We start from the raw sequence: 17664 nt of genomic DNA, 5'->3' as shown, positions 1-17664 counted from the left end.
GTAAATCCGGGGGTGCGGCGCCCCCTTCCCTTCACCGTTACGATTCGAACGGATTCCTCACCTGTCGTGCGGTGGTGCCGCCCGACGCTTCCACATGGGCTGGCAGATCGGCGCTGGCGAGCGACGCCACCACGGCGTCGAGCACCGTCTTGAGCGCCTGCGCCTGGCGTAGCCCTTCGGCATCGCGACGAAGCTCGAGGTTGCCAAAGATGGCAACGTGGTCCGTGTGATTTTCGACGTTAAGTTCGCCAAGTGTGAGCGCATCGGCGTCGTTGGCAAACGGGGCGAATTTGGCGTCGGCTGGAGACGAAGCGGACATCTGAGGCTCCTGAGTCAAGAGAGAAATCAGTCGGTGGAGACCGGTCAACGAGCGCGGCAAGCCCGTCGACCCGGCAACGCCCGAAACCATGCGGCAAGAGCGTTGCCGCTGTGCTTAACGGATGATCGTACGCAAGAAGTCGAGCACCGTCTGCACCTCGCGATACGACGGCACGTCCGGATCTCGCTTGCGCTTGCCGCCCGCCGCCTTAGGCGCGGGCAGACGCATCGCCGTACGCTTCACGTCTGCGGGCATACCGGGGAAGAAGTCGATGCCGGCCAGCGTCTCGAGTTCTGCCACGCTCACGACCGAATAGTCACCTGTCGCTTCGTTGGCGACAAGGTAGGCGCCCGCCTGCTTGCGCTTGGGATCGTAGATCACCTTGTAGAGCTGCGTCGGCACCATCACGCGATTGCCGACCTGCGTGATCGACTTGCCCTTGAAAAGCGGTCCGGTAAGCACGAACAATTCGCCACGATCCTGCGCGAGCTTGCGCACGCTCGACTCGATGCCCGCCCACAGATAACGATTGTTCTCGCTGTTCTGGGGCACCATATTCGCCAGCGAAAAGCTCTCCGACTGCGCCTGCGCGTCCGGCATATCGGCCGAGGGCGCCATGTGCCCCCTGTCATACCCTGAGCGCACATAGTCGCGCAGTTCCGCCCGTTCCCCGGGGGGAAGTTGCGACTCGGCATGGAATTTGTCGACGCGAGAGACCTGACGTGCATCGCTCAGACCGGCTCGCGTGAGACGCTCCGCCGACCACAGCGGCGTGCGTGTCACGCCCGAGTGCATCACACCGAACGCGCTGAAGCACACCTCGCGCGCGTTGCGCGTCATCGCGGTGTTGGTAATATCGGGCGCCGTTCCGGCCCAGTAGTGATCGCCGCACGCCGAGGCGGCTGCGAACGCATCGCCCGGAAATGCCGTGATGGCAACTGCGGAAGAAAGGGAAATCAGAGAGGCAAAGGACACTGCCAACTGCCCGGCCATCGCGCGCAAGCCGTTCGCGCGCACTGCGGTGACCGTCCATCGAGACTGCTTCATCGCACTGCTTAGGGTAAGACCTCAGGGGGTGCGATTGTAGCGGATGAACGGCTATTCGGGGACGACATTCCCCGCGCCGTAGGCCGCGCATTGCAGCGTCTGAGCGGGGCCCAGGTTGCCGCACTCGTCCGCTTGCGCAGCCGGCAACCATGCCTGTTCGAGAAAGAGCAGACAAAGCACCATCGCGAGCATGAGGAGCAGCGTTTTCATTGCGGCATCCGAGTTGGGTTGCCGCATTGTATGCGGGGACACCGCCAGACAGCCTGTCCCCACCCCACTGAATTGTTTCGATTCGTTACGTCGACGACTTCCGCTGGTTACACCGGTCCTGCCGGTCCTGTCGATCATGCCGATCACATCGATTACGCTGATCGCGCCGGCTTGCGACCGCCGCGCCGTACCTGCTCAAGCCGCTCAGGCCTCAGGCACCTCGCCTCGCTGGGCGACGAGCGCGGCCAGTGGCTCGTTCATCGGCCCGTCGGCACGCAGCCCTTGCACCACACCGACCCGATCGGGCATCGCGCGATTCTGCGACATCTTGAATTTGCCCTCGATGCGACGAATCGGAATCTCCACACCCACGATAGCGCGCAGCGTGCTATCGATGAAGTCGGCCGGGGCATCCTCCACCGCCCACGGGGCGGAGCGGCCCCGCTCCTGCGATTGTGTGAGATCGCCCACGAGGCGTCGCACCCATGCCGCATCGTCAATGACGCGCGGTTTGCCCCACACATGCACGGCCGCGTAGTTCCAGGTCGGCACGACTTTGCCGTGTTCGGCCTTGGCGGCGTACCACGATGGCGTGATATACCCCTGCGGTCCCGTGAATGCAATCAGACACTCCTCGACCTCGCGCAGCGCCGGACCATGCGGATTGGCGCGGGCCAGATGCGCGCGCAATGTGCCGAACTCGCCTTCGCCGGGATACACAAGAAACGGAATCGAATCGGCAATCAACCCCTGCGAACCGGCGCTCACGAGCAGACCGAGGGGATGGGCGCGAATCAGCTCGTGCAGAACGTCGGGACGAGTCTCGGTGAAGGCGGCGGGCTGATACATCGATGGCTCCGGACAAAATCGGCGGGGGTGGCACAACGCGTAGCGTACGTCCGCGCGTGGCCCTTAGCAAAGACCCAGCGCTCGTAATTTTCTTGGTGCCATCGAGGTACCTGGCGGCACCTTGCTCCAGTCGTTTTCGGGTGACGGATGCAGCCCGAAAACGACGCCAAGGGCCGTGTCAGAGGAAGGATTTGGCCTGATCGAGAATCTTGTCGCAGACCTGACGCGTCAATTGCTCCTTGAGCCCGCCGCCATTCAGATCGACTGTCTTGCCGTCCGGGGAAGACAGCAGACCTTTGGCCCCATCGAGATAGCCGGGGCTGGCGGCCGGCGACCCCGATTGGGTACCGATCTTGCCGAGCAGTTTGTCTTTGACATCGGTCGCCGAACTCAGATTCGCGCCGCTGAGATAGTTGTTCTTGATACAGAACTGCAACACGCCGGTTGCATTGCCCACACTGCCGGAGGTCAGCGAGCCGGCCGAGCCAAGCCCCCCAAGACTGCCAGCGAGTCCGCCGGCGTTGCCGCCGCCAGAGTTTCCGCCAACGGCGTTCTTGAGCAGATCGAGTTGCGCATGCGCAAGCATCGGTGCGCCGATGGTCAGCGCCAGTGCAAGGCTTGCCCCCACCACTCCGGTTTTGGTTCTCGTCCAACCGGCATCAGCCAAACGTTCCGTGCGTCGCGACATACGATCCTCCGTGATGCAAATGACGTGGGTCAGGTCGGCTCACTATAGCAGGACGTCTGCGCGGGGACGATGAATGCCGCCAGCGCGAAAACGTCAGAACAACGCCGCGGCGGTATCGAGCGCTTCCGGCACTGCGACGCTGGCATCCACGCCCGCGTTCTCTTTGAGGAGGAAGACCAGATGATGCCCGGCGAGCAACTCGATGCGGCGATCGCGTGCAAACTCCTCGACGCCGTCGTCGAACTCCCCCGTGGTGATCAGCATGCCTCGCGCCGCCCCAATCTGCTGCATCTCCGCGAGCATGGCGCGGGCGGCATTCATCCCGAGACGCGCGCAAGGGACCAACTCCCGGTAGATGTGCACGACCACATCACCACCGAAAATCGGATGCGGGTCCCACGCGCGGCACGTCAGCAAGCCCGGCGTCTCGCCCGGCAGCAGCGGGGGGCCTTCGAAGCCGTGCGAGCGCAGCAAGTGGAACATGACCTGCGTGAAATCCTTGTCGGTGAGCGTCATCAGATTGAAACGGCGGTCGACGGCCACGTCGGCGTCCGTGACGACCTGCGTCATGTCGACACCCGCCACGGGCACAACCGCTTCCAGCGCCTCGGGACGCGCGGAGATGCGAGCCCCCAGCGCCGCCAGATGCGTCACCGGATCGCCCTCCGCAAGCGCGAGCGCCGCGAAGTCGGCACGCGCCACGTGCGCGCTCGCCAGACACACGCGTGCGTCGCCATCGGCGGCGTAGACGTTGAACACGATAGCGTTCACATGTCGCAGCGGGTCCGCCGAGAACAGCTCGTGCAACGAGCGCAGCACGATCTGGCGCAGCGCGTTGGCGTAGACCTGCGCGCGCATCGCCTCGCCGGCAGGCACCCCCTGCACGAGATTTTCCGCAGCGTTGTAGTGGTACTCGAGCGCGACGGGCACGGTGGCGTCGAGCGTCGGCACGTCGTAGCCGATGGCCAGCAGCTTGTGGTTTTCGACGTAATGCGCCGCGAGCGTCTGCAAGAACGCTTCCGGATACGGGCTGCGGCTGAGCACGATGCGCGCATAGCCGGTGACGGCCGCCGCTTCACCGCGCAACAGCGCCCCCTCGAACTCGGCCACGGCCGCGTTATGACGCGCGCTATCGGCACGCGCGGCTTCCGTGGCCTTCTGCTGCGCGATCTGGAGAATCATCGAGCCTTGTGTGCGACGGATCTTCGACGCCTCGTACTCCCGCTCGGCATGGACGAATTCGCTGCGCGCCTTGGCGACGGCCTGCTCGTAACGCCCCGATGCGCCCGGCATGGCCAAGGCGAGCCTACCCGGTTTTTCGGGCGCGAAAGACTCCCATTCGGGTTTGGCCAGAATCTTTGGGAGATGCCGGGTATCGAGCACCGGCGGCGTGTTGCGCGCGCGCAGGTCGGCCGGCGGGATGCGCAGATCGCGCGTGAGGCCGTCGGCGAGCAAACGCTCGAGCCGCGCGACTTCCAGCTTCGCCCTCGCCCCCTGCGCCGCCGCCTCTGCCTGACGCCACGCGAGCAGCAGACGTTCGCGAACGGCCGCGTCCGCGGCTGGCGCCTCTTGCGCGGCACGCTGCGCCTGATCCACGGCGCGGACTTCCGCCAGCGAGCGTGCCTGCATTTGGGCGTGTTGCTGCTCGCGCGTGTGTGCGGCGCGCCAGAACTCACGCGCCAGACGATCGATGATGCTCTCGAATCCCCGGTTCACTACTGCCCCCGCATGCGATATTGATTTTGTTTTGCCAAGCGAACTACCACATCCAAGACTGCTGTGACTTTGTTCGATGTCTGTGTGAACGCATATCCCCGCTGCCAACTCAACGGCCCGGCTGCCAGTTCTCGAAGCGCGGCACCTCGTGCGACGCCCAGATACGGAGTTGGGCCCGGAGACCCGGATCGTCGTCGAGCGATGCGACCGGCATTGCACGACACGCCATTGCACGACATTTACGTAGGGGACGATTGTAGGACGTTGCCCCCTCAACCCGCAAAGAAATCTTTCTTTTCCTTGCGGCCCAAGCATGTCATAGGCGCAACGCCCGCACCGTGACCGTCATCAAATCGCCATGACGGCAGCGCAGCGTCGAACGTTCTGCCGTACCGGGGACGTCGGGCGAGCAGCGATATATGCGTTGTCGTGCCTATCCGTCGTCATGCGTAGTCATGCCGGGGAGGCGCTCAACGGGGCATGCACATCGGGAATGTGGAATTCGACGCGACGCCGTCCCCCAAGGGCGACTACCATGTCGCGGTTCCATCGCACGTCGACACCCTCTCTTGGCCGAATCCACGTCATGAACCCACTGGCTCCGAACTCGCGACCGGCGGCATCACCGGCCGCCGACACCTCCCTTGCCTCGCGGCCCTGTCTTCGCACGGCGTGGCTCAGCGCGGCGGCCTGCCTGTTGATGGCGCTGGTTGCGATTGCGTGGGTCGACCGGCCGGTGGTGGACTTCGCGCACGTCCACACGCAGGGCACACGCTGGATTCAGCAGATCGCAGAGTTGCCCTCGCCGCTGTTCGTCCTCGCCTGGCCGACGTTCGCGATCATTGGCGCGGTGCTGATCTGGCGCCGCGAGTTGCCGGCATGGGCCATCACCCTCTGGCTCGCGGCGGGCGCGACAGGCGTGGGGCGTGAGCTCAAACAAGGCCTGAAGCTCGCGTTCGGACGCACGTGGCCAGCCACGTGGATTCATGAGAATCCGTCGTACCTGCGCGACGGCGTTTTCGAATTCCGGTTCTTCGGCGGCGACGGCGCGGCCTACGCGTCATTTCCGTCCGGGCACCTCACCGTCATGCTCGCGTTCGCGACGGTGCTCTCGCTGCGACATCGCGCGCTGCGCTGGCCATGTGCCGTCGCCATTGCACTCACGAGCTTCGGCCAGATCGCCGCCGCCTATCACTGGACGAGCGACGCGCTTGCGGGCGCAGCACTGGGCATCGCAGTCGGCACGGCATTCGTGGCCGCCTGGCAGCGCTGGCGTATCCGCGCGGGTGCGTGACGCCCCCCCCGGCGAGGCAGCCATTTCGTGAGTCGGCGAGGTGTGGCCTGATCGGGGTGCCGGTCGGTGTATGCGCGCTTCGCTATCTCGAGCATGGCGTCATCACGGCGCAGATGCTGCACGTGTTCGCGATTGCCAAACCTGAATTGCTCGGCGTTGCATCGGCAAACGCGCGGATTGGCGCAAACGGGCGTGAGGACCCGGCGTTAGGATGACGGAACCGATGCCTCTACCGGGTTCGCTCCCCGCCCTCGCCCCATGCCCGCCGTTGCCTCGTTTCCCGATCGTGCCGCCGCAGGCCATGCGCTGGCCGAAATGCTCGCGTCCCATGCATTGATCACGCGCTGTGCGCCGCCGCTGGTGCTGGCCATTCCTCGCGGCGGCGTGCCGGTGGCACTGCCCATCGCCCGCCAACTGAACGGCACGCTCGACGTGCTGCTCGCTCACAAGCTGCGCGCCCCGCATCAGTCGGAACTGGCCGTGGGCGCCGTCGACGAGTTCGGCGGCATCTTCCTCGACGACCACGCGCTGTCCCTTGGTGCGACGGGCACTTATCTCTCGCATGAAACCGCGCGTCAGCGCGCGCTCATCCAGCAGCGGCGTCAGGCGTATACACCGGGGCGTGGGGCGCCGCATGTGCAGGGCCGGCCGGTCGTAGTGGTCGACGACGGCATCGCGACCGGCTCGACGATGATCGCCGCACTGCGAGCGATGCGGCGTCTCGGGGCGACACCGCTCATCGCCTGTGCGCCGGTCGGCGCGCCCGACGCCATTGCACGGCTGGCGACGTTGGCCGACGCTGTCGTCTGCCTCGAGACGCCACAGCCGTTCTACGCAGTTAGCGTGGCGTATAACGAGTTTGCGCAAACCGACGACGCCACCGTGATCGCGCTGCTCGCCATGGCAGCCGATCGCCCATAGACGGTTGCCGAAAATCCACGTTGCACGGAAGGCTCGCCGTAGCGGGGCACCCCGCGATTGCACTACACTTAAGCCTGCCGCGCGCGACGGCGCCTGCCGAAAAGCAAGCGCGCGGCCTGCGCCGCCTCTTGCCTCTCAGTTTCGACGGAGCCTGTGATGACGACGTCCCTGATTCTCAACGTGATCGGCCCGGATCGCCCGGGCCTGGTCAATGCAATCGCCGATCGCGCGACGGCCTCCGGCGCCAACTGGCTGGAGAGCCGCCTCGCCAATCTTGCCGGCCAGTTCGCCGGCATCATTCATCTTCAAGTCCCCGACGAGCACGCCGACGCGCTCACGCAAGCCCTGCACGCGCTGGAAACGCACGGCCTGCAAATCTCGGTCACGCGTGCCCAGAGCGCGGCCACCGATCCCGCCGCCCGTACACTACAGCTCGATCTGGTCGGGCAGGATCATCCGGGCATCGTCAAGGAAATCTCGCACGTCCTCTTCTCGCGCGGCATCAGCATCGATGAACTCGCCACGGAATGCGTCGAGGGGTCGATGTCGGGCGGCACGCTGTTCCGCGCCACAGCCCGCCTTCACGTGCCTGCGAGCGTCAGTACGGAATCGTTGCGCGAGACGCTGGAAAGCCTTGCCGATGACCTGATGGTCGATGTCGAACTCGATTCGCCTGGCGGTGCGTGAGCGCGCACCGATGAAGCGAGCCTTCCTGTTCGTCCTCGGGGCGGTGGCGATCACCGCCCTGCTCTCGCTGCTCCCCCTGCCGTTCGAGCGCCAGACGCACGTGGTGAGCACGGTCACGCTGCGCGCGCCACCGCAGATCGTCTACGACTACGCGACCACGCCTGACAACTGGCCAAAGTGGCATCCGGCTTCGCTCACCGTGCAAGGGGCGACCGACCATCCGCTCAAAGTGGGCGAGGAAGTCGCCGAAGAATTCCGGCTCGCGGGTCGTCACGGCATCGTTCACTGGAGAGTCGTCGACGCGAATCCGCCGCTCGAATGGCGCGTCGAAGGCGAGGTCAACCGGCGTGCGTCGGGCGAGGTGCGCTACAAACTCACGCCGGACGGCACCGGCACCCGCTTCGAGCGCGACTTCATCTATCGCACACCGAATCTGCTCTTCCTGATCCTCGATCCGATCTTCATCGGGCCGCGCATGCGCGCAGAATCGGCACAAGGCGCGAAGCAGCTCGAACAGGTCTTCGCGGCGCTGGCCCCCGCGCCCTCTGCCCCCGCGTCAATACCGGCCGCCGCCGCGAGCGCCGCTGCCGCTGCGGCCCAGTGACGGTGTAGAGAACGGACGTGAGGTCGCGCGCCTTACTCGTTGAACGTCGCCGCCATCGTCTCGGCCGCCGCCTCGAGCTCGGGCAAAAACGTCATGAGCTTGTCGAGCGTGCAATGCTGCGCGCTCGCCTGCACGGCAATAGCGGCGCACGCACGATTGCGGTCGAGCATCACCGGCACGGCCACCGCGATCATGCCCGGCACGTGCTCTTCGTTGTTGGTCCCCACCCGGCGCTTGCGTGTCTCGGTCAGTTCCTCGCGCAGGTCTTCGAGATCGGTGATGGTGTTCTCCGCACGCGGCCGCAGCGGCAGATGCGCGATCAGCTTCTCGCGACGCGCCCGCGGCAGGAACGCCAGCAACAGCTTGCCGCTCGCCGTGCAGTGCAGCGGCACACGCGAGCCGGGCGAGAGCTTGAGCTGACGTGACCACTCGGTCTCCACACGGTCGAGATAGACAAGGTCGTCGCCCGAGAGCATTGACAGATTGCAAGTCTCGCCTAGTTTGTCGACCAGTTGCTGGAGGATGGCATGACGCGCTGCCGCCGGGCCCACGTGCATCAGCGCGTTGACGGCCATCGCGCGCACCCGCGACGACGGCTCGTAATGCCGGCTGCCGGCCTCACGCGTGACCAGCCAGGCGGCTTCGAGTTGTTTGAGAATACGATGCACGGTCTGCTTCGGCAGACCGATGACGGCGACAATCTCCGCCAGCGTCATAGGCGTGCCTGAGGCACTGAGAATTTCGAGAATGCGAAATGCGCGGACGGCCGCGGCGTTCGACTGATTGCTCATGTCGGTATCTGGATCTCGGGTTCGAGTTGTGTTCTAGATCGTTATCGCTCGCGGCGGTCTCCCTGCTGCCCAACGTCGGCACGCCACCGCTTCAGCCCGCTCCCAAGCCGCCACGCCGCGTACCGTCGCGCCGCGACGTCCCGTTTTCCGCATTCTAGTGCCAATCGGCACCTGCTGACGATTGGAGACAAACCCGGAGATATTTCGAATACCTAATACCTGATGCCTGACCGCGACGCACGGCGGTGAGATACCCGGCTCGTTGCCGGGCGTCTCACCGCCGCCGGGACGGCTGTCTCGCCTGAGTGGCTCAGGCCTTGCCGGATAACACCCGCAAGCGATGAATCAGGCTGGACGTATCCCAGCGCGAACCGCCGAGCGCCTGCACATCCCCATAGAACTGATCGACGAGCGCCGTGACCGGCAGCGATACCCCATTGCGCTGTCCCTCGGACAGACACAGCCCGAGGTCTTTGCGCATCCAGTCCACCGCGAAACCGAAGTCGAACTTGCCGTCGATCATCGTCTGGCCGCGATTGTCCATTTGCCAGCTTGCCGCTGCGCCCTTGTTGATGACGTCGAGCACGAGCGGCATATCCAGACCGGCGCGCTGACCGAAGTTGATCGCCTCGGACAAGCCCTGCACCAGTCCCGCGATGCAGATCTGATTGACCATCTTGGCGAGTTGGCCCGCGCCGGCCTCGCCGATCCGGGTGACGGCACGGCCATAAGCGCCGAGCGTGGGCGCGACCCGGTCGAACGCCGGGGCGTCGCCGCCGCACATGATCGTGAGCACACCGTTCTTGGCGCCGGCTTCGCCGCCCGACACAGGGGCGTCGACGAAGTGCAGCCCCTTCTCACGGGCCGCTGCGTAAAGTTCGCGCGCCACATCGGCCGATGCGGTCGTGTGATCGACGAACACAGCGTCAGCCTTCATGCCGGCGAAGGCACCGTGCTCGCCGAGTACGATGCTGCGCAAATCGTCGTCGTTGCCCACGCAGGCAGCGACGATATCGGCGTCGCGCACCGCTTCGGCCGGGGTGGCGGCGGATGCCCCGCCATACTCCTTCGCCCATTGCTGCGCTTTGGCCGCCGTGCGGTTATAAACCGTGACCTGATGGCCCGCACGTTGCAGATGGCCGGCCATGGGATAACCCATCACGCCCAGACCGAGAAATGCGACGCGAAGGGAAGATGCTTGCGATGAGGGGGAAGTCAATTCGAGGGCCTCGCAGGTTGATTCGCTAAGAAGGGGCTCACGGGCACGCGATGCCGGCATGCGCACACAATGGTCCTGTCTGAAATTCAGGGGGCTTGCGAGCCATCATTATAGAGACGGGCTGCCCCCGTGCGCCAGCGCAATCCCCCGCCACACGGGGCATTCACGCCTTTTCGCCCCAGATTGGTGCGTCGCAGCGGTTCTCATAATCATCTGTAAACAGAACCCCGCAGTGCCGGTTTGAAAAATTCTGTTTCCGTGACTGGCGTTGCTGCCCGGTTCCGATACAATGCGCGGCATGGCTGATTTTGATACCAGTTGGTCAATTCGCGTTTACTACGAGGACACGGACGCCGGAGGCGTCGTCTTCTACGCCAACTACTTAAAATTCTTTGAACGGGCCCGCACCGAGTGGCTCCGTTCGCTCGGTATCGAGCAACTCGAGCTGGCCCGCAGTACCGGGATGATTTTCATCGTGCGCTCAACCGCCGTCGACTATCTGAGCCCCGCCCGGCTAGACGATCTCCTCACCATCAAAAGCCGTATCGAGCGCATTGGCGGGGCCTCCGTCGATTTTGAACAGGAAGCCTGGCGCGACACGCCCGACGGGCGCAGCGAACTGTTGGCGCGCGGAACCATCAAAATCGGCTGCGTGGCGGCAGACACCCTGCGCCCGGGCAAAATCCCAGCGCCAGTGCGCTTCGTCATGCAATCGGCCGCCAAGTCGGCCAACGCCGCAGCGGGTGAGTCTGCCCGTCCGGCAGCCGCCTGAAGCCCAAGACAAGAATTCCGGTCAGTCAACAACCACACCATGCCCGATCAAGATCTTTCTATTATTTCGCTGGTCATGCATGCCAGCGTGCTCGCCCAGGCAGTCATGGGCCTGCTGCTGCTGCTCTCGCTGCTCTCGTGGACGCACATCTTCCGCAAAATTTTCGCGATTCGCCGTGCCCGCTCCCAGACCGAGCGCTTCGAGCGCGATTTCTGGTCGGGCGGCGATCTTCAGGCGCTCTACCAGAGCGCCCTGAACAACCGCCATCAGACGGGCTCGCTCGAGCGAATCTTCGAATCGGGCATGCGCGAATACATCAAGGCGAGCGAAAAAGGTCTGAACGATCCGCATGCCATTCTGGACGGCGCGCGCCGTGCCATGCGCGCTTGCTATCAGCGTGAAATGGACTCGCTCGAAGCCAATCTGCCGTTTCTCGCGTCGGTCGGTTCCGTGAGCCCGTACATCGGCCTGTTCGGTACGGTGTGGGGTATCATGAACGCATTCCGCGGCCTGTCGAACGTGCAACAAGCCACGCTCGCCAATGTGGCGCCGGGTATCGCGGAAGCTCTGGTGGCTACGGCCATCGGTTTGTTCGCCGCTATCCCTGCCGTGGTTGCCTATAACCGCTTCGCCACCGACATCGACCGGCTGTCGATCCGCTTCGAGAGTTTCATCGAAGAGTTCTCCAACATCCTGCAACGGCAGATTCACTAAGCATTCCGGGAGCGCCGAGACATGGCAGGTTCTATGCGCAACGCTCGCCGCGGCCGTCGCGCCATGGCGGACATCAACGTCGTGCCGTACATCGACGTGATGCTGGTGCTGCTCGTCATCTTCATGGTGGCCGCACCGCTGGTCGCGCCGTCAATCGTCAATTTGCCGAGCGTCGCTAACGCGAGTCCGCAGCAGCAGACGCCGCCGGTAGTCGTCAATATCGAAGCCGATAACCGCATGCTGGTGCGCTACAAGGATGGGGAGAACACCATCGAGCAGCGCATGAGCGGCGGCGATCTGACCGGTTTTCTGCAAGGCCGTCAGGCCGCGAATCCGGATCAGCCGGTCGTCATTGCCGCCGACAAGTCGGTGCGCTATGAAATCGTCATGAATGTGATGTCCGATCTCAAGGCCCAGGGCGTGAAGCGCGTGGGCCTGCTCGTCAAGCAGAAATGAGCCGCACCGTAGCCCGTTCCGACCGTCCTAATCGCCCTATCGGCCCGCGCAACGACGAGCGCGGCACGGGGCGGGCATTTCTCCTCGCGCTGTTCATGCACGCGCTGCTGTTCGCGCTGCTCTTCTATGGCATGCGCTGGCAGAACAGCTCCCCTGCCGGTTCCGAAGCCGAACTGTGGACGCCCTCCGAGGTCGCCGAGCCGACGCCACCGGTGGTGACGCCCGCGCCGACACCGGCACCGCCCGCCATCGCCGCACCGACGCCGCCGGCCGAAGACGCCGACATCGCCCTCCAGCAGAAAAAGCGCAAGCAGGAGCAGCAAGCTGCCGAACAGGCGCGTCTGCTCGAGGCCCAGCAGGAAAAGGCGCGTCAGGACACGCTCAAGCGCAAGCAACTCGCCGAGCAGCAGGCAGCGGCCGAACTCGCCCGCAAGAAAGCGGCCGCCGAGGACGCGGCACGTCAGCAGAAACTGGCCGATCAGAAGAAGGCTGACGAGTTGAAGCGTCAGAAGGAAGAAGACGCCAAGAAGGCCGAACAATTGAAGCAGCAGCAACTGGCCGATGCCCAGAAGAAGGCGGACGCCGAGAAGAAGGCTGCGGAAGACAAGGCCGCCAAGGCCAAGGCCGCGAAGGAAGCTGCCGCGCAGAAGGCGGCTGACGCGGCACGCGCCGAGCGTCTGGCGTCGTTGCGCGGCATGGCGAACGGCACGCCGGGCGCCAACGGCAACGGTCTGGGCACACAGGCTGGCGGCACGGGCGCTGGCGGCGGCGGCACGGGCGCGGCGGGCTATGCCGAACGCGTGCGCGCCAAGGTCATGCCGAATATTGCCTATGCCGGCGATACGACGGGCAACCCGCAGGCTATCGTCGCCGTGCGCATTGCGCCGGACGGCAGCATCCTGTCGATGCAGTTGACGAAGTCGAGCGGCAATCCGGCGTGGGACGCCGCCGCCATGGCCGCCATCAAGAAATCAGACCCCTTGCCGCGCGGTGCCGACGGCAAGGCTCCGCCCCCGACGCTCGACATTCGCCTCCGGCCCAAGGGCTGAGGAATGTTGTCAAACGGGAACGAAAACCGAGCGATGCGAGTCCATTTTCATCTGGATGTGGTAAAAATGGCCCTTGCACCGCGTAACTGACGAATCGAACGCATGCGAATTTCCAGTCAATATGCATGGCGTGCGCTGGTAGCCACCTGGCTTACTGCGGCTTGCACGATCGCCCATGCGCAAACCCCGCTTACCGTCGAGATCAATGGCGTCGGTACCAACCGTTACCCGATCGCCGTGTCGAACTTCAAGGGCGTCGCGCCGACGGACATCGTGTCCGTCGTCAAGGCTGACCTGAGCAACAGCGGCCGTTTTAATCAGATCGATACGGGCGGCGCCACCGTCGGCGTGGACGATTCGGTCGATCTCGGCACGTGGCGCGCCAAGGGAGCGAACGCGTTCGTCTCCGGCACGATCGCCCCGGCAGGCAACGGCAACTTCCAGGTCAGCTTCCGTCTGTACGACGCCGTGAATGGTCAGCCGCTCGGCGGCCTGGCCCTCACCTCGTCGGCCGCCAATCTGCGGCTGACCGCGCACAAGATCGCCGACTACATCTATCAGAAGCTGCTGGGCGATCGCGGTGTGTTCGCCACGCGCCTGTCTTACGTTTTGCATAGCGGCAGCAACTACCAGTTGCAGATTTCGGATTCGGACGGTCAGGACGCACGCGTCGCGCTCAACAGCCGCGAGCCGATCATCTCGCCGGCGTGGTCGCCGGACGGCACCAAGGTCGCTTACGTGTCGTTCGAGAAGCGCAAGCCGGTCGTGTACATCCACGATCTGCCGTCGGGCCGCCGTGCGGTGCTGGCCAACGAGAAGGGCAACAATTCCGCGCCGTCGTGGGCGCCGGACGGCAGCAAGCTCGCCGTGGCCCTTTCGCGTGATGGCAATACGCAGATCTATCAGGTCAACGCCAATGGCGGTGGCCTCAAGCGTCTGTCGCGCAGCGGCGCGATCGACACCGAACCGCAGTATTCCCCGGACGGCAAATGGATCTACTTCACGAGCGATCGTGGCGGTGGTCCGCAGATCTACAAGATGCCGGCCGGTGGCGAAGGTGAAGGCGGAGCGCAGCGCGTCACCTTCAAGGGGAGTTACAACGTCAGCCCGCGAATCAGCCCCGACGGCAAGTTGCTCGCGTTCATCGCGCGTCAGGGTGGCGGATTCAAGCTGTGCGTGCAGGATATGAGTACTGGCGATGTTACGGCTCTGACCGACACCAGCCACGACGAGTCACCGAGTTTCGCCGCAAACGGCAAGTACATTCTTTATGCAACGCAGTCGGGAGGCCGCAAGGTTCTCGCGGCAGTCTCGGTGGACGGGCAAACCCGGCAGATTCTTCAGGTCCGGGGAGGGGAAGTTCGCGAACCCTCCTGGGGCCCTTTCATGCAATAACATCAACAGCAACATCAATCGGAGGCTCATATGAGTTCCCTGCTTCGTAACATCCTCGCCATCTCTTCGCTGGCCGCTCTGGCCGCTTGCTCGTCGGGCGTGAAGCTCGACGACCAGGCTAACGCCAACAAGGGTCAGACCACGACCGACGCCCGCGCTGTCGCCCCCGTCGACGCATCGGCTGACGAACTGAACAACCCGAACGGCCCGCTCGCCAAGCGCAGCGTGTACTTCGGCTTCGACCAGTACAGCGTCGACGCTCAGTACACCCCGATGCTCCAGGCGCACGCCAGCTTCCTGAACAAGTACTCGCAACGTCACGTGCTGGTTCAGGGCAACACCGACCCGCGCGGCACGAGCGAGTACAACCTGGCCCTGGGTCAGAAGCGTGCTGAAGCCGTGGTGAAGGCGATGTCCGCACTGGGCGCCAACACCAGCCAGATGGAAGCCGTTTCGCTGGGCAAGGAAAAGGCCACGGGTACCGACGAAGCGGGTTGGGCCCAGGACCGTCGCGCCGATCTGGCTTATTGATTGAATCGTCATGACGTCTCGTTTGCTTAAAAACATGATCTGCGCGGCGACGCTCGGCACTGCGGTGCTGAGTCCGCTGGCGCATGCCGGATTGTTCGACGACGACGAGGCGCGCAAAGCGATCCTCGATATCCGCAGCCGTCTGGATTCGGACAAGCAGCGGATCGAGGGGCTCACGCGCAACGTGCTGGATTTGAACAACCAGATCCAGCAGTTGCAACGTGATCTGGCCGACCAGCGCGGTCAGAACGAAGATCTGAAGAATCAGCTTGCGAACCTGCAGCAGAGCCAAAAGGATTTCTACACCGACCTCGATGGCCGTCTGAAGAAATTCGAACCGCAGCAGATGACCGTCGGCGGCGTGACAGGCACCGTCCAACCGGGCGAGAAAGATGTCTTTGACGCCGCGCTGACGAAATTCCGCAACGGTGACTACAAGGGTGCGCAGACCGATTTCCGGACCTTCTCGGCCAAGTATCCCGGCAGTCCGTATCAACCCGAAGCACAGTTCTGGCTTGGCAATGCGCAGTATGCCAACAAGGATCTGAAGGGTTCGACTGCGACGCTGCAGGGGATCGTGACGAAGTACCCGACGAGCCCGAAGGCTGCCGAGGCCATGCTGGCAATTGCCAGCAACCAGGCAGAATCGGGGCAGATTGCAGCAGCGAAAAAAACGTTGCAGGATTTGGTGGCCAAGTACCCGGACAGCGAATCGGCAGCGGAGGCCAAGAAGCGTGTGGCCAAGCTGAAGTAATACGCCCCTCGGGAGGTTGCGCGAACCAGCCTTCCGCGTGAGGACTCTCGTCAAACGCACGACGCCGCCTTTGGGCGGCGTTGTCGTTTCCGGGGTTTGCGAGAACAGGCGGCGACCTCAAGTAGAATACGGTCTTTCCAAGCGCTCGAGGCGCGGCGTCTCAGGGGATGTGTGCCGGCCGATAGAATGGCCCGGCATCACACGACGACCGCACCCGCGATGTGTTTGCGCACGACATGCGCGGCATATCTGATAACAACAAAGCCGGCCACACCCCGTGGCTCGCGACAATGTATCGAACGGCCGTGCCCGGCCGCTATCGTCTTCTCGCCTCATGACCGACGTCGACCTCACCGCCCTCTCCCACACTGTCGTGTGGCTCACCTTTGGTCTGGCCTTCGTGTTTGGTGCCGTGCTCCAACGCACGCATTTCTGCACGATGGGCGCCCTCTCCGACATCGTGAACATCGGTGACTGGAATCGCATGCGCATGTGGTGGCTTGCCATCGGCGTGGCGACCATCGGCACCGGCATCCTCGCTTCACAGGGCATCATCGACCCGGTCAAGGCGATCTACACGACGCCGCGCTTTACGTGGCTGTCGTATATCGTGGGCGGTTGGCTGTTCGGCTTCGGCATGGTGCTGGCATCCGGTTGCGGCAGCAAGACGCTGGTTCGCATCGGCGGCGGTAATCTGAAGTCGCTGCTCGTGTTCATGATGATCGGCTTGTCGGCCTACATGACGCTCAAGGGTGTGTTCGCGGTACTACGCGTGACGGCCATCGACAGCGTGCAGACGACGTTGGCGACATCACAGGATTTGCCGACATTGCTGGGCGGCATGTTCGGTGGCGACGTGCATCGTGCGCAGCTCATTCTTGGGCTGTTGATCGGTGGCGCATTCGTCATTGCGGCGCTCGCACGGCGCGAATTCTGGACGTTCGACAATCTGCTGGGCGGCCTTGTCGTGGGCGCGATCATCGTGGCGCTGTGGTACGTCTCGGGCAAGGTCGGTTACGTTGCCGAGAATCCGAACACGCTGGAGGAGAGCTTTGTTGCGACGAACTCCGGGAAGATGGAAGCCCTGTCGTTCGTCTCGCCGCTGGCGTACACGTTGTACTGGCTGATGATGTGGAGCGACACGAGCAACGTCATCACGTTGGGCATTGCGAGCGTTCTGGGCGTGATTGCCGGTTCGTTCGTCTACGCGCTCGCGTCGCGTAATTTCCGCTGGGAAGGATTTCAGGGCACGGAAGACACGGCGAACCACATGGTGGGTGGTGTGCTGATGGGCTTCGGTGGTGTGACGGCATTGGGCTGCACGGTCGGCCAGGGGTTGTCGGGCGTGTCGACACTGGCGCTGGGATCGTTCCTTGCGATCGTGGCGATTCTCGCGGGCGGCGTCTGCGCATTCAAGTATCAGATGTGGCGCATTGAGCGCAGCGTTTGACGGTAATTCGCGCGCGTATGCGGGAAATGCTCGCGAATCGGACATATCCGCGTCACACGGGTATTGACACTATAACGACCGCGACGCTATAATCTTTTTCTTCGTTGGGTCGTTAGCTCAGCTGGTAGAGCAGCGGACTTTTAATCCGTTGGTCGCAGGTTCGAATCCCGCACGGCCTACCAAACGAATTCGAGGGCT

At 63.9% G+C, this 17664-nt stretch carries 20 protein-coding genes and 1 tRNA gene; 13 read left to right on the top strand and 8 right to left on the bottom strand.

Features of this window, described 5'->3' with window-relative positions; genetic code table 11:
- Positions 1-37 precede the first annotated feature (37 nt).
- From PBR20603_RS08125 to PBR20603_RS08105, 6 genes are all read right to left on the bottom strand, one after another.
- On the bottom strand, positions 38-319 hold the full coding sequence (locus PBR20603_RS08125) for a hypothetical protein (protein WP_150559048.1): 282 nt from the start codon (positions 317-319) through the stop codon (positions 38-40).
- A gap of 114 nt (positions 320-433) precedes the next feature.
- On the bottom strand, positions 434-1366 hold the full coding sequence (locus PBR20603_RS08120) for a DNA/RNA non-specific endonuclease (protein WP_246174476.1): 933 nt from the start codon (positions 1364-1366) through the stop codon (positions 434-436).
- A gap of 51 nt (positions 1367-1417) precedes the next feature.
- Positions 1418-1576 (bottom strand): hypothetical protein, encoded by a 159-nt coding sequence (locus PBR20603_RS24090; RefSeq protein WP_174977841.1) that lies wholly within the window; start codon positions 1574-1576, stop codon positions 1418-1420.
- A gap of 204 nt (positions 1577-1780) precedes the next feature.
- Entirely contained in the window at positions 1781-2425 is a 645-nt protein-coding gene (locus PBR20603_RS08115) for an FMN-binding negative transcriptional regulator (protein WP_150559047.1), read from the bottom strand.
- A gap of 178 nt (positions 2426-2603) precedes the next feature.
- On the bottom strand, positions 2604-3113 hold the full coding sequence (locus tag PBR20603_RS08110; RefSeq protein WP_150559046.1) for a YjjA family protein: 510 nt from the start codon (positions 3111-3113) through the stop codon (positions 2604-2606).
- Positions 3114-3206: 93 nt separating this feature from the next.
- Entirely contained in the window at positions 3207-4829 is a 1623-nt protein-coding gene (locus tag PBR20603_RS08105) for a restriction endonuclease (RefSeq protein WP_174977840.1), read from the bottom strand.
- Between the two features lie 586 nt (positions 4830-5415).
- Here PBR20603_RS08105 and PBR20603_RS08100 point away from each other — a divergent pair.
- The 4 genes from PBR20603_RS08100 (at position 5416) to PBR20603_RS08085 (ending at position 8335) form a co-directional block, all read left to right on the top strand.
- Positions 5416-6123 carry a phosphatase PAP2 family protein gene (locus PBR20603_RS08100; protein ID WP_174977839.1) on the top strand — a complete coding sequence of 236 codons (708 nt, stop codon included), beginning with the start codon at positions 5416-5418 and terminating at the stop codon, positions 6121-6123.
- A gap of 258 nt (positions 6124-6381) precedes the next feature.
- Positions 6382-7044 (top strand): phosphoribosyltransferase, encoded by a 663-nt coding sequence (locus PBR20603_RS08095; protein ID WP_150559043.1) that lies wholly within the window; start codon positions 6382-6384, stop codon positions 7042-7044.
- 156 nt (positions 7045-7200) lie between these two features.
- Entirely contained in the window at positions 7201-7731 is a 531-nt protein-coding gene (locus PBR20603_RS08090) for a glycine cleavage system transcriptional repressor (RefSeq protein WP_150559042.1), read from the top strand.
- On the top strand, positions 7700-8335 hold the full coding sequence (locus PBR20603_RS08085; RefSeq protein WP_150559041.1) for an SRPBCC family protein: 636 nt from the start codon (positions 7700-7702) through the stop codon (positions 8333-8335). The genes PBR20603_RS08090 and PBR20603_RS08085 overlap by 32 nt, the downstream gene beginning before the upstream one ends.
- Positions 8336-8367: 32 nt before the next feature.
- Here the strand turns inward: PBR20603_RS08085 and PBR20603_RS08080 are convergent, their stop codons facing one another.
- A complete protein-coding gene (locus PBR20603_RS08080; protein WP_150559040.1) occupies positions 8368-9126 on the bottom strand; it encodes an IclR family transcriptional regulator in 759 nt (252 codons plus the stop codon).
- A 310-nt stretch (positions 9127-9436) separates the two neighbouring features.
- Complete coding sequence (locus PBR20603_RS08075) at positions 9437-10345, bottom strand: NAD(P)-dependent oxidoreductase (protein ID WP_281355992.1); 909 nt, start codon at positions 10343-10345, stop codon at positions 9437-9439.
- 298 nt (positions 10346-10643) lie between these two features.
- On the opposite strand from PBR20603_RS08075, the gene ybgC reads away from it, so the two are divergent.
- From ybgC to PBR20603_RS08030, 9 genes are all read left to right on the top strand, one after another.
- Positions 10644-11117 carry a tol-pal system-associated acyl-CoA thioesterase gene (ybgC, locus tag PBR20603_RS08070; RefSeq protein ID WP_150559038.1) on the top strand — a complete coding sequence of 158 codons (474 nt, stop codon included), beginning with the start codon at positions 10644-10646 and terminating at the stop codon, positions 11115-11117.
- Positions 11118-11156: 39 nt separating this feature from the next.
- Positions 11157-11831 (top strand): protein TolQ, encoded by a 675-nt coding sequence (gene tolQ, locus PBR20603_RS08065; protein ID WP_039369362.1) that lies wholly within the window; start codon positions 11157-11159, stop codon positions 11829-11831.
- A gap of 21 nt (positions 11832-11852) precedes the next feature.
- Positions 11853-12287, top strand: a complete 435-nt coding sequence (gene tolR / locus PBR20603_RS08060) for a protein TolR (RefSeq protein WP_023873635.1) — start codon at positions 11853-11855, stop codon at positions 12285-12287.
- Positions 12284-13336: a cell envelope integrity protein TolA gene (gene tolA, locus PBR20603_RS08055; RefSeq protein ID WP_150559037.1), complete on the top strand. Its 1053-nt coding sequence runs from the start codon at positions 12284-12286 to the stop codon at positions 13334-13336. Before tolR ends, tolA begins: the two co-directional genes overlap by 4 nt.
- A gap of 102 nt (positions 13337-13438) precedes the next feature.
- Complete coding sequence (tolB, locus tag PBR20603_RS08050; protein WP_150559036.1) at positions 13439-14731, top strand: Tol-Pal system beta propeller repeat protein TolB; 1293 nt, start codon at positions 13439-13441, stop codon at positions 14729-14731.
- A gap of 30 nt (positions 14732-14761) precedes the next feature.
- Entirely contained in the window at positions 14762-15262 is a 501-nt protein-coding gene (locus tag PBR20603_RS08045) for an OmpA family protein (RefSeq protein ID WP_150559035.1), read from the top strand.
- Positions 15263-15272: 10 nt separating this feature from the next.
- Complete coding sequence (gene ybgF, locus PBR20603_RS08040; protein WP_246174473.1) at positions 15273-16016, top strand: tol-pal system protein YbgF; 744 nt, start codon at positions 15273-15275, stop codon at positions 16014-16016.
- A 334-nt stretch (positions 16017-16350) separates the two neighbouring features.
- A complete protein-coding gene (locus tag PBR20603_RS08035; protein ID WP_150559034.1) occupies positions 16351-17466 on the top strand; it encodes a YeeE/YedE family protein in 1116 nt (371 codons plus the stop codon).
- Between the two features lie 106 nt (positions 17467-17572).
- Positions 17573-17648: transfer RNA gene (locus tag PBR20603_RS08030), tRNA-Lys, on the top strand.
- The last annotated feature ends 16 nt before the right edge of the window (positions 17649-17664 follow it).

The organism is Pandoraea bronchicola (assembly GCF_902459805.1).
Taxonomy (GTDB): Bacteria; Pseudomonadota; Gammaproteobacteria; order Burkholderiales; family Burkholderiaceae; genus Pandoraea; species Pandoraea bronchicola.
Note: the sequence above shows the minus strand (reverse complement) of the source record. Positions and strands in the feature narration are given on the sequence as shown.